The organism is Paenibacillus sp. FSL H7-0323, assembly GCF_038002725.1.
Taxonomy (GTDB): Bacteria; Bacillota; Bacilli; order Paenibacillales; family Paenibacillaceae; genus Paenibacillus_AQ; species Paenibacillus_AQ odorifer.
In genome coordinates, this window is the sequence record NZ_JBBODB010000001.1 from 802260 (window position 1) to 814545 (window position 12286).

Genomic DNA, 12286 nt, shown 5'->3' on the forward strand with positions numbered 1-12286 from the left:
ACATGGGAAACGGCATGCCATTTCGCTAGGCGGCATCCCGTTTCCCATATTATTCACATAAAAAGGAGTTGGAGACCCTTGGCATTAACGAATCCCCTACCTTCGAATCCATTGGCTGTTAAGAAAAAGAACCTCACCGGCCGGCGGTTACGAAGCAACCTTACAGGATATGCCTTCATCAGTCCGTTCGTCATTGGCTTCCTTTGCTTCACACTGATCCCGATGATCATTTCGCTGTATCTTTCTTTTACCAAATACAATTTATTCGCTCCACCTAAGTGGATTGGATTTGATAATTACATCAAAATGTTCTCAAATGACCCGAAATATTTGCATTCACTAAAGGTAACGCTGCTTTACGTATTTATCGGTGTGCCTTTACGTCTAACCTTCGCATTATTTGTGGCCATGATTCTAAATACGAAATCACGTATGGTAGGAGCCTATCGGACAACTTATTATTTACCTTCTATTATAGGGGGTAGTGTGGCGGTCTCCATCATGTGGCGTAATATTTTTAGTGATACTGGAATTATTAACGGCATGCTTGGCTTTTTCGGAATTGGACCGGTAAGTTGGTTTGGCAATCCGAACGCTGCGCTTATCATGTTGATAACTCTATCTGTGTGGCAGTTTGGCTCATCCATGTTGATCTTTCTTGCAGGTCTTAAAAATATTCCTGGTGAAATGTATGAGGCAGCTAGTGTGGATGGAGCCGGATTCTTCAGAAAGTTCTTCAAGATTACTATGCCACTCTTAAGTTCAGTGATTCTGTTTAATCTAGTTATGCAGACGATCAGCGCATTCATGACCTTTGTTCCAGCTTATATTATCTCTAAAGGTGAAGGCGGACCTATGGACGGCACTATGTTGTATTCTCTCTATTTATTCCGTCAGGCCTTTATGTTTAACAATATGGGTTATGCTTCGGCTATGGCTTGGGTAATGTTGTTGCTTGTCGGCATCATGACCGGAATCTTGTTCAAGACATCCAAATCGTGGGTCTTCTACGAGTCGGAAGGAGGAAAATAATCCATGGCGAAAATTAAACTGAAATGGCCGCTTTATCACATCCTTATAGGTGGCCTCGCTATCGTTATGCTGTATCCGATTCTGTGGATGATCATGAGTTCTTTTAAAGAGAGCCGGCTTGTGTTTGTTACAGCGCAGCACCTTATACCTGATCCATGGGAATGGGGGAACTATGCTAAAGGCTGGGAAGGTATTGCAGGTTACTCCTTTGGTGTCTTCATCAAGAACTCTTTTGTAATTGTTATTGTCGCAACACTGGGCGCAGTCATTTCATCTTCACTGGTTGCCTTCGGTTTTGCCCGCAATAAATTTGTAGGCCATGGCTTATGGTTCGGAATCATGATGATGACCCTGATGCTTCCTTCCGATGTGGTGCTCGTCCCTCAATACATTATCTATGCCAAATTGGAATGGCTCGACAGTATCAAACCGATCGTTGTTCCACAGTTCTTCGGTGTCCCGTTTTTCATTTTCCTAATGCTGCAGTTTATTCGGACCATTCCTGTTGAACTTGATGAAGCGGCTACCATCGATGGTTGTGGGAAATTTGGACTTTATTTCAGAATTATACTTCCACTCATTCGTCCTTCTATGGCTACTGCGGCGATCTTCTCCTTCTATTGGCGCTGGGAAGACCTGCTTGGACCGGTATTGTACTTGAACTCACCTTCTAAATATACAGTTTCGATGGGGCTTAAAATGTTCCTGGACAGTGAGTCCGTATCCAACTGGGGTCCAATGTTCGCCATGTCTGTTCTAAGTTTGGCACCAGTCATGATTATCTTCTTTATCTTCCAAAAGCAGATTGTAGAAGGAATCAGCACCAGTGGTTTGAAAGGTTGATTTCAGCAAACGAATATAAATGTTTTAAATCTCTAATTAAGAAAGGTGCGGCTGAATTTGGATAGCTATCGTTTTGATTTTGGGATTAAGGAAGCTGAGCCTGGCTACACCAAAATTCGGCCGGACACATCTTATTCTAAGGAAATAGGGTATGGTTTCACTTCTGATTCCTCAGTCTTTGGTCGTTTCAGAGGGGGAACAGATATACTGCGAAGCGATTGCTGCATCCCACAGAAAGCAGTTTTTCTTCTGGATCTCCCGAATGGGATCTACCGTGTTACGCTGCTGTTGGGTGATGCTCTGGCAGATACCAGCACATTTATCAAAGCTGGAGAAGGCAAGTTCGTATTGGACACGCTAAATGTGCCTGCGGGCCAATATTTGCGCGAATCCTTTGCAATTAGGGTTAAGGATGGGCAGCTAAAGCTATCGTTCTCGGGTGCGGCACCGCGTATTAACGCCTTGGACATTCAGATGGACAATGAAGCGTTAGTCTTATTTCTGGCGGGAGATTCCACGGTGACCGATCAAGGGGAAGAAGGTTACCCCTATGCGGGGTGGGGCCAACTGCTGCCACGCTGCTTCAAAGCCGGAATAGCTGTAGATAACCGAGCACTTTCTGGACGCAGTTCCAAGAGTTTTATTGAGGAAGGGCATTTGGAGGGCATTGCCGCAGATATCAGACCCAGAGATTATCTGTTCATCCAGTTTGGACATAATGATTCCAAAACTGATGATTTAAGACATACCGAGCCCTTTACTACATATAAAGAACATTTGCTCCGGTTGATTACAGTCGCCCGAGAAGCGGGGGCCTATCCGGTTCTTGTGAGCTCTGTACATCGGCGAAGATTTGATAGTGAAGAAGCAATTGTAGACACGCATGGAGATTATTTAATCGCCATGCGGGAACTCGCAGATACCGAGCAGGTTCCACTGATTGATTTAGCCGAGAAGAGCCGCAAGCTCTTTGAAGCTTATGGCTCAGAGGGCTCAAAAGATTTATTCATGTGGAGCTATCCAGGAGAATTTATTGCGCATCCAGGTGGGGTGCAGGATAATACACATTTTCAGATTTTAGGGGCTCGTCTTCTAGCTGAGCTTATAGTGGAAGGGATCCGGGAAGTTGGATTAAACGATCTCATCATTCATCTTCGTCAGGGAGAATAATAATCCTAAAGGAAAAGTAAATATCTGTCGGTTCAACTTCTGTATGCAAGGTTAAGGTTAAGGAAAGAACTTAACTGGAAGACTTGCATGATAAGAAGGAGGATATCACGATATGGCAGATAAAAAGCTTGTAGGTAAGGTTGCAGTTGTAACCGGAGGCGGCTCAGGAATTGGCCGGGCAACCGTGCTTGAGTTCGCACGTAACGGAGCCAAAGTTGTATTATTGGACAGAACTGTAGAAAATGCTGAAAAGGTTAGACAGCAAGTGGAGAAAGAAGGCGGAGAAGCCCTAGTTATCGAATGTGATGTTGCTGAACCACCACAAGTGGAAGCGGCGATAAATAAGGCGGCCGCGAAATGGGGTCGTCTTGATGTTGTTTTTGCCAACGCAGGGATTAATGGGGCGATGACGCCTATTGAAACGATGGATATTGAAGCTTGGGATCAGACCATTCATATTAACCTGCGTGGAACCTTCGCGACTGTTAAATATGCGATACCGCATCTAAAAGAAAGCGGAGGCAGCATCCTGATCAACAGCTCCATTAACGGAAATCGTGTATTTTCTAATGTTGGTTTTTCTGCTTACAGTACGACAAAGGCAGGACAGGTTGCTTTTATGAAAATGGCGGCACTGGAACTGGCTCAATTTCAAATCCGCGTAAATGCGATCTGTCCTGGGGCTATAAAGACCAATATAGATGACAACACTTTTCCATCAGAGGATCTGAAAGAAGTGAAAATCCCAGTAGAATTTCCTGAGGGAGATCAACCGTTGGAAGAAGGTCCGGGGCGACCTGATCAAGTAGCGAAGCTGGCGCTGTTTCTGGCGTCTGAAGATTCAGATCATATTACGGGGACGGAAATTTATTGTGACGGTGCAGAGTCGCTTCTGCATGGTTAGTTTTTCAACATAATCTTGGCCTCTCATAACGGATTCCATCCTCGTCGCTATGCCGGACCACACGGGTCGAAAGAGCATATGCGCTGAGGATGGTTATGCCGTTTTTTGTTGTAAAATAAAGCTAATCATTATCTCCAATTTCCGTTATAATGGAGTATCTCTGGAGAAAGGAGATTGCGATATGGATTTTCAATTGGAATCATTAATGAAGTTACTAGTGGCCATGCTGTTCGGGCTGTTCATCGGGATTGACCGACAGATCAAGCAGAAACCGCTGGGGATACGGACCAGTATGGTCATAAGCATTGCGAGCTGTCTTGTCACAGTGGTGTCTATCCATGCCTTTGATAAGTTCGCAGGACCAGAGCATCCCAACATGGACCCAATGCGGCTTGCGGCTCAGATTGTCAGCGGGATTGGTTTTTTGGGTGCGGGTGTTATTCTGCGTAGAGGCGGAGATGCCATTTCGGGCCTTACTTCGGCAGCACTCATCTGGACAGCTTCTGGAATTGGTATAGCTGTGGGTGCGGGATTCTATATTGAGGCAGCATATGCGGTTATTCTGCTGATGTTTGCTGTGAATTTAGTTCCTCATTTAATCCGTTCGCTAGGACCAGAAGTACTGAATAAACATGAAGTTTCAGTGAGGATCATTATGGAAGCTAATTTTGTGCTTACAGAAGTGATCCAAAAAATCGAGCGGCCTCAGGTCAGCTCGCAGCGCAGTACTAGAGGTCCATCCCGAGCGATTCGAAGAATGAAAATTAAAGATTTGGAAGATGGCAGACAAATGATCGATATGGTGATCTCAGCACCGGATCGGGATTACGCAACAGAAATCTATTACGATGTGAAGAAAATTGAACATGTAATGAGCGTAGAAGTGGAGCAATTGTAAAAAGAGCATGTCACCTCATGACTAGATGTGGTAATCTATCAAGTGGAGACAATTATCAGACACTGGAAGGGAGAACAATATATTATGTCAATCACAGCGTATGAAGGACAATATGAAGGAGAAGCAGCTATCTGGTTGAAAGCCGGTCGTTATGAGGCAGCTATTCTGCCAGGCATTGGCGGCAACCTGATCTGTTTCCGTGATACCGAAAACGGATATCGCTTCCTGCATGAGCCTGGAGCTGAAGAGATGGAAGCCTTTAAGGCAAGTCCGGGGATTCACGGAATTCCTGTATTATTTCCTCCAAATCGTTATGAGGATGGTAAATTTCCATGGAATGGTCAAACTTATCAATTCCCAGTAAATGAAGTTGCAACGGGCAACCATTTACACGGATTTTTACATACTGCAGCTTGGGAAGTCGAAGAATTTGGCAGCGGTAAGACTGAAAGCTTCGTAACCGTATTCATCAAGGTGGATGAGAATCATCCTTCTTATCAGTATTTGCCACATAAGTATACGATCAAATTGCGTTATACCCTCGGCGAAGGAGGATTATCTCAACAGGTGCTGGTACACAATGATGGAGAAGATGTGATGCCTTGCTTGCTGGCATTCCACACTGCAATTAACGCACCTTTCGCACCAGAAAGCAGTGCACAAGATTACCGCGTAAAAGCTACTATTGGCGAGCGCTGGGAGCTCAACGACCGCATGCTGCCAACAGGCAAATTCCAGGCGTTGGAGCCAGGAGAAGTTCAGCTTCGTGAAGAAGGTGTGAATCCATATTTTGCATCGATGGACAATCACTACACGGCTGTACCTCAGAACGGACGCAACCGGATGGAGCTTACTGATAGCAAAGCCGGAGTAACCTTGGTGTACGATGTAGGGACTTCGTACAAACAATGGATGATCTGGAATAATGGTGCTACAGAACAGTTCTTCTGCCCTGAGCCACAAATTAACTTGGTGAATGCGCCAATGGTAGATCTTCCTGCTGATGAAATCGGCTTGTTCAGCCTGAAACCAGGCGAATATTGGGAAGAAAGCAGCCGCCTGTACGTAAAATAGAGTTCAGTTGACATGAATAGGTTATAAAGAAGGGGCTGTCTCAAACGTAGTTTTTCTACGATTAGACAGCCCCTTAAATTTATCTCTTACTAATAATCTCTTCATTAATCTGTTCAATGATGTCTTGGATACTCTTCGAACCAAGATCACCTTCACCACGTTTTCTTACAGAGACAGTGTCGGAATTTTTTTCGTTCTCTCCAAGTACGAGCATGTAAGGTGCTTTTTCAAGCTGAGCTTCACGAATTTTGTAGCCTAACTTCTCATTTCGGATATCTACTTCGACACGAATGCCAGCCTTCTCCATGTGATGCTTCACTTGCAGTGCATAGTCAACATAGTTCTCAGAGACTGGCAATAACTTCGCATGAACAGGTGCGAGCCACAGTGGGAAAGCCCCAGCGAAATGTTCAGTAATAATCCCCATAAAACGATCGATCGACCCATAAACAGCGCGATGGATTACGACCGGGCGATGTTTAAGATTATCTTCCCCGATGTAAGTAAGATCGAATTTCTCTGGCATTTGCCAATCTAGTTGGATTGTTCCACATTGCCAGCTACGTTTTAGCGCATCTAAGATATGGAAATCAATCTTAGGTCCATAGAACGCGCCATCCCCTTCATTCACACGATATTCGATCCCGAGATTGTCTAATACATTTTGTAAAGATTGTTCAGCCTGATCCCATAATTCTTCAGATCCCATATAATCTGCCGGCCGAGTTGACAATTCAATCTTATACTCAAAGCCGAACACTTGATAAATATGGTCAATCAGTGAGATTACCCGTCTTATTTCATCCTCAATTTGCTCTGGCAAAACGAAGAGGTGAGCATCATCCTGGCAGAAAGTGCGGACTCTCATCATCCCGTTCAGTGCTCCGGAATATTCATGGCGATGCACTTGACCGAATTCCGAGATACGGATAGGCAGTTCCCGGTAGGAATGCAGATTATTTTTGAAAATTAGCATATGCCCAGGGCAGTTCATCGGCTTAAGGGCAAATTTTGTTTCATCTACATCTGTGAAATACATATTGTCCTTGTAGTGATCCCAGTGTCCTGACTGCTCCCAAAGCCGATTGTTCATCATCAGCGGTGTACGAACTTCATCGTAATCTCTCTGTCTTTGTAATTCCCGGGCAAAGTTCTCAAGCTCTGTACGGATTGTCATTCCCTTGGGAAGATAGAAGGGCATGCCTGGAGCTTCTTCAGAGAACATGAACAACTCAAGTTCTTTGCCAAGCTTACGGTGGTCACGTTTTTTAGCTTCTTCAAGAAACAGTAAATGTTCCTCTAACTGCGCTTTTTTAGGAAAGGCAGTTCCATAAATACGTTGCAGCATTTTGTTATTGGAATCTCCACGCCAGTAGGCACCCGCTACATTCAACAGCTTAAAGGCTTTGACCAAGCCAGTAGAGGGAAGATGTGGCCCACGGCAAAGATCGGAGAATTCACCTTGATCATAAATAGTTAATACTGTGTCTTCCGGCAGATCATGAATAAGCTCCAGCTTTAAAGGCTCATTCAGCTCTTCAAAAAGTTTAATGGCCTCTGCGCGGCTCACCACACGGCGGACAATCTGGTGATTCTCTTGGATGATTTTCGCCATTTCTTGTTCGATTGCAGCAAGATCATCAGTGGATAGAGGTTTCTCAATATCAATGTCATAGTAGAAGCCGTCTTCGATAACAGGACCTATGCCTAGCTGGACAGCTTTATCTCCATATATACGTTTTATGGCCTGCGCCATGATATGTGCAGTACTGTGTCTATAAACCTCAAGACCGTCTTTGCTATCCAACGTAACAATATCGAGCCGGCAATCATGTTCGATCGCTTGGTTTAGATCAACAGATTTTCCATCAATTTTTCCAGCTACAGCATTTTTTTTCAGACTGGTACTTATGGCACCTGCTGCTTCTTTAATCGTTGTTCCTTGCAGTACCTCTCTAATTGTTCCATCTTGCAGTGTTACCTTGATCTTCATGATTTTAGCCTCCATTTCTCAAATATTGTTAGTTGTGAACGCAAAAAAACGCATCTCTCCCAGAAAGGGACGAGTGCGTTCAGCTCGTGGTTCCACCCTAATTCGACCTGTCATATAGACAGGACCTCATTGGTATCCGATATCGGGGATAAATCGGTGCCGCATACTACCGAAAAAACAAAGTTCTACGGATTCAGCGCCACGGCTACAAAGGGGTAACTTCACAACCGGTAACTGGAGAAGCTTGCAGCCTGGACTTCTCTCTCTGGACAGTTCGTGTAGGAAATCATGTCTTTGATCATTGCCATATTCTGTTGCTAGTTAATATTACTCAATAGTATTCGATAAAGTCAAGGGGGGAGGTGCACAGAAATCGGATGATCGTTTCTCCGCGGTCTTCATTTGCTTATTGGTAAAGGAAATGAGGATGGACTTGGCGAATTTATATTTCAACATGCTTAAGGGGGATTGTAATGCAGATTATTGCCATGCTGACGATGCTAATCGACCATATTGGCTATATCTTTTTCCCGGAGAATCTTGCTTGGAGATATGTAGGGAGAATAGCTTTTCCGATTTATTGTTATGGGCTTGTGCAGGGACATATCCATACTTCATCCAGACCTAAATATTTATTTCGGTTGCTCTTGATTGCGATTATTGCCCAGATTCCCTATAATCTAGCGCTAAATTCTGGTGGCTGGAACGTGGTGTTTACGTTATTGCTGTCAGCAATCGTACTGGTAATTTTGGACAAGCTGCCTTCACTATGGCTTGGTATACCTGTGGTAATTGCTGCTATAGTGTTAATGGATTATTACCCTATAGATTATAATGCGTACGGTTTGCTCTTAGTATTGATTTTTCGTTATACGAAATCGTACTGGCTTGTTGGAGCCCATCTGGCACTGAATCTTTTCTATATGTTTTATAATTATTGGGTTGTACAGATGCTCAGTATTTTACCTACCTTGCTGATTGCTTTTACGCCTTTAATTTGGGATCGCTTGGAGCGGCACCGGGTTCCGCGCTGGATGTGGTGGTCATTTTATCCTGCACATTTACTGATGTTGGCGATAGTTAAGGCTGTAATTTACAAGGATTGGGCTCAGATCGAATGGCGAAGTTTGTTGAATATCTAAACATTTTACAATAAAAGGAACTTTGATTTACAAAACTTACCTTAGCTGAGATAATGGATTGATTTCACAAAATAAGATGAAGGAGACATGCTATGAGTAGAGTTAAAGCGAAATTGAAGTGGTTTTTGCCTTTTGTCGCACTGATGCTAGTTCTTGCCGGCTGTCAGTCGGTAGGGGGGTTCGATGTTAATAAGGCGTTGATTGGGGATGTTGATGTTAAATCATCAGAATCCAGTATGACTTTTTCCATGAATGCTGAGCCCATAGAGGGAATTAGCGCGGAAGATAAGGAAATGGTTGATCTTATTAATTCTTTTTCCTTGAATATTAGTAAAGCTAAGTTACAAGATAATGGGAGTTTATCGGCCCAAGGAACTGTTGGTTATAAACAATTGAATATTCCATTCACCTTGTTTATGGACAAACAAACACTTGCTTTTACAGTTGAAGGAGCAAAACAACCGTTCTACTTCCCTGTACAAGGATACGATGAAATCTTAGGTGAAGTAGGCTTGGATACGGCAAAAGCTGAAGATGTCAGTAAGCTGTTGACGAAATTCGTTGTTAAGAATCTTCCAAATCCTGGCGTAATCAACATTACACCGGTTAGTGATGCTGTGTATGGTGAGCAGTTGAACATGACGAAGCTGCATGCAGAAGTGACTGGTGATGAGCTTCCTGCATTGTTAAAAGGCTTCCTGAAGTCTGTTTCCAAAGACACAGAAGGTTTTACTGAATTGGTGGGTGGTCTTTACGACTATCTGTACCCTGTGATCAAAGCTATGGATGAAGACGGTTCTGGCGATATTTTCAATCTGGGATTCGGAGATATTCCACTGGATGATAAAGAAGCTGTCGTAACTGTATTGCATGATGCTGCCAAATTGGCTGTTGATGCATTGCTGCTAGTATATGACAATCAAGTGGACAGTCTTTACAAATCAACTCCTGAGATGAAGACCGTGTTGAGTAAGGATACGAAGTTATCTGTTGATATTTTCGTTGATAGTGCTCAGCATGTGCGTAAACAGAATGTTGATCTGAAAGTGGCGCTTCCGGGTACCGAGGATTTCCCATTGAAGAGCCTCTCGCTTAAAGCTTCCAGTCAGATTTGGAACATTGGCGGTGCTGTAACCGCTGATCCAATCAGCACTGAAGGTGCACTTGATATTTCTTCCGGACTTACACCTGGAGAGACTTTGAGAAACTTTGCCCCAGATTCTGATGTATATCGTATATTGAAGGATGATCTGGGCATTACGAAGAGAACCATTGTTATCGAACCTGATGACGAATATTATTACCCGATTGTAGACAAGAACACTACTTATATCCCACTGCGTTATTTGGCAGAAGATTTAGATGCTACTGTAGAATGGGATACGGCCAATCGTGCAATTAACGTTACTGATGGTGTGTACGGAGATAAACTGGTATTCAAAATCGGTTCTTCCGAAGCCTTGATTAACGGCACGGCTGTAAAGCTTGCCCAACCTGTATTTGTTGACGAGTATGGCGATGCATATGTATCCTTGCGTCTGCTTGCTGAAGCGCTTCATGCTACTGTGTCGGTAGATGAAGATGGTTGGATTACTATTGTACGGAAATAGTTGTATCTTAACGATTAATTAACACAATAAACCCAGCTTCCATCTGACGCATAAATGCGGGTGGAGGCTGGGTTTTTTATATGAAATGCATAATCCAGTTATTGCTTCGTTAATACCACCTCTAAAGCTATATTACTAAGTTCTTTGTCCTCTGTCATACTTTGGATGTATCCACCTAAGAAGCCTTCTTGTAGGCCTTCCCAAAGCTTGTAGCCTGGCATCGCTTTAATATCTTCTGAGGAGCTGCCGGCTGTCCCCGCGAAATATCTTACATTTAGCTTGGCCATTACCTCTGCCATCGATGCCTTTTCAGACTGCGTAAAGGAACTCTCCTTTAAACCATCCATAGCTTTGTTATAAGAGTTTGTAGCAAAAGTATCCTCAGCATAGGTCTTGAAGTTTAAAAGATTCTGATCTGTATTGCCATTAGCTTTAGCCCATCCCTCTACATTTAAGGGCGTTGCTTCATAATTGACGGTTCTGCTCAGGGGATCGAAGGTCATCGCTCCGTATTGATGTGGATAGACAGCCATTGCACTTGTTGCGATATCATAAATTGGTGTTTCTTCCGAAGAAGTTACCGGGTCTACCCGGATGTCCTGCATATGGATATGGCCTGACAAGACTAAATTAAGTTCATTTTCACGAAGTACCTTTATTGTTTCCTGACTGTTATTCAGTTTAAAGCCTGAAACAGACATAGAGGTGTGGCTTAGTAGATTGTGGTGCATAACCGTGAGAACAGAAGCATGCTCCTTGGCAGCCAGTTTAACAGAATTATCTATCCATGATAGGGTAGAGGCGGTCAGGCGTCCGTCCGTTTGGGGGAAACCGTATTTCTGATTGTTATGATATTGGCTGCTGTCAATCATAAGGAGCCATAAATTTGGCGATGCCTTAACGATGTAACTTAGTGATTCTTTATCACGTGATACAGCTTCTTTGTAACCGAAATCCTCATACATCTTGGTAAAGTCTTTGTCTGTAATGGAATCCGTAACAAGCTGCTTATCCCCGCTGAAGGATCTGGCCCAAGGATTAAATAAATCGTGGTTGCCTGGAATGACATAAACAGAGGTTCCTTGTGCTTCGATTCGCTTTAATTTTTGGGTTAGCTCCTGATGGCTGCTGCGTTCTCCGTTATTTGTTAAATCTCCACTCAGGATGAGAAAATCAGGCTTCTGCTGCTCAGCGTCATAAACCAAGGTTTCAAGGATTTCATCACTGTAAGGCAGCATTTTTCCATCACCGCCAGTTACATATTTTTGAAAAGCTGTACCGCCATCCTGTAGCTTCTTATCTAAGAAGTGAGTGTCCGTTGCCACCCAGAAAGTGAGGGGGTGAAGATCATTCGGATCTTGTGCTGTTGAGGTTAAATTAGACGAATTTGTGTCTTTACAGCTAGTTAGAGCCAAGCTCATTGAAAGGAGCAGCAATAATGAGATTAAGGCTGATTTTCTATGCCGAACAAGGGCTTTCTCGCTTGGGAATTTCATGATTATAACCTTCCTTCTATACATTTGCTGCACTATTGTAGCGCATTTTAGCTCGTGGTGTATATCGGAAAAGGAAGAGGGCAGTTTCTAGCCCGCCTGAAGTGATTAATGATTAATAGATCAG

10 protein-coding genes are annotated in these 12286 nt (G+C 43.6%); 8 read left to right on the forward strand and 2 right to left on the reverse strand.

The genetic code is table 11. The annotated features are described in order from the left end of the window. Nucleotides 1-111 precede the first annotated feature (111 nt). The 6 genes from MHH89_RS03750 (at nt 112) to MHH89_RS03775 (ending at nt 5921) form a co-directional block, all read left to right on the forward strand. The gene (locus tag MHH89_RS03750) at nt 112-1032 is read left to right on the forward strand and encodes a carbohydrate ABC transporter permease (RefSeq protein ID WP_076105030.1); all 921 of its coding nucleotides are present in this window, start codon (nt 112-114) and stop codon (nt 1030-1032) included. A gap of 3 nt (nt 1033-1035) precedes the next feature. Further along, nucleotides 1036-1875: a carbohydrate ABC transporter permease gene (locus MHH89_RS03755; RefSeq protein ID WP_038570347.1), complete on the forward strand. Its 840-nt coding sequence runs from the start codon at nt 1036-1038 to the stop codon at nt 1873-1875. 57 nt (nt 1876-1932) lie between these two features. Beyond that, nucleotides 1933-3045, forward strand: coding sequence for a rhamnogalacturonan acetylesterase (locus MHH89_RS03760; protein ID WP_076280812.1), 1113 nt, complete (start codon nt 1933-1935; stop codon nt 3043-3045). A 112-nt stretch (nt 3046-3157) separates the two neighbouring features. Further along, nucleotides 3158-3949, forward strand: a complete 792-nt coding sequence (locus MHH89_RS03765) for an SDR family oxidoreductase (protein ID WP_076105002.1) — start codon at nt 3158-3160, stop codon at nt 3947-3949. A 181-nt stretch (nt 3950-4130) separates the two neighbouring features. Beyond that, complete coding sequence (locus MHH89_RS03770; RefSeq protein WP_036686231.1) at nt 4131-4847, forward strand: MgtC/SapB family protein; 717 nt, start codon at nt 4131-4133, stop codon at nt 4845-4847. Nucleotides 4848-4931: 84 nt separating this feature from the next. Further along, nucleotides 4932-5921: an aldose 1-epimerase gene (locus MHH89_RS03775; protein WP_076125895.1), complete on the forward strand. Its 990-nt coding sequence runs from the start codon at nt 4932-4934 to the stop codon at nt 5919-5921. A gap of 79 nt (nt 5922-6000) precedes the next feature. On the opposite strand, the gene thrS is transcribed toward MHH89_RS03775, so the two are convergent. Continuing rightward, nucleotides 6001-7914 (reverse strand): threonine--tRNA ligase, encoded by a 1914-nt coding sequence (thrS, locus tag MHH89_RS03780; protein WP_076125897.1) that lies wholly within the window; start codon nt 7912-7914, stop codon nt 6001-6003. 473 nt (nt 7915-8387) lie between these two features. Here thrS and MHH89_RS03785 point away from each other — a divergent pair, with 473 nt between their 5' ends. Next, a complete protein-coding gene (locus tag MHH89_RS03785) occupies nt 8388-9056 on the forward strand; it encodes a TraX family protein (RefSeq protein WP_076125898.1) in 669 nt (222 codons plus the stop codon). Between the two features lie 92 nt (nt 9057-9148). Beyond that, entirely contained in the window at nt 9149-10666 is a 1518-nt protein-coding gene (locus MHH89_RS03790) for a copper amine oxidase N-terminal domain-containing protein (RefSeq protein WP_076217719.1), read from the forward strand. A gap of 98 nt (nt 10667-10764) precedes the next feature. On the opposite strand, the gene MHH89_RS03795 is transcribed toward MHH89_RS03790, so the two are convergent. After that, on the reverse strand, nt 10765-12162 hold the full coding sequence (locus MHH89_RS03795) for a metallophosphoesterase (protein WP_076217720.1): 1398 nt from the start codon (nt 12160-12162) through the stop codon (nt 10765-10767). Nucleotides 12163-12286 lie beyond the last annotated feature (124 nt).

Coding starts and splice junctions, on each gene's coding strand:
- MHH89_RS03755 (WP_038570347.1), top strand. CDS start 1,036: ATGGCGAAAATTAAACTGAAATGGCCGCTTTATCACATCCTTATAGGT.
- MHH89_RS03765 (WP_076105002.1), top strand. CDS start 3,158: ATGGCAGATAAAAAGCTTGTAGGTAAGGTTGCAGTTGTAACCGGAGGC.
- MHH89_RS03770 (WP_036686231.1), top strand. CDS start 4,131: ATGGATTTTCAATTGGAATCATTAATGAAGTTACTAGTGGCCATGCTG.
- MHH89_RS03775 (WP_076125895.1), top strand. CDS start 4,932: ATGTCAATCACAGCGTATGAAGGACAATATGAAGGAGAAGCAGCTATC.
- thrS (WP_076125897.1), bottom strand. CDS start 7,914: ATGAAGATCAAGGTAACACTGCAAGATGGAACAATTAGAGAGGTACTG.
- MHH89_RS03785 (WP_076125898.1), top strand. CDS start 8,388: ATGCAGATTATTGCCATGCTGACGATGCTAATCGACCATATTGGCTAT.
- MHH89_RS03790 (WP_076217719.1), top strand. CDS start 9,149: ATGAGTAGAGTTAAAGCGAAATTGAAGTGGTTTTTGCCTTTTGTCGCA.
- MHH89_RS03795 (WP_076217720.1), bottom strand. CDS start 12,162: ATGAAATTCCCAAGCGAGAAAGCCCTTGTTCGGCATAGAAAATCAGCC.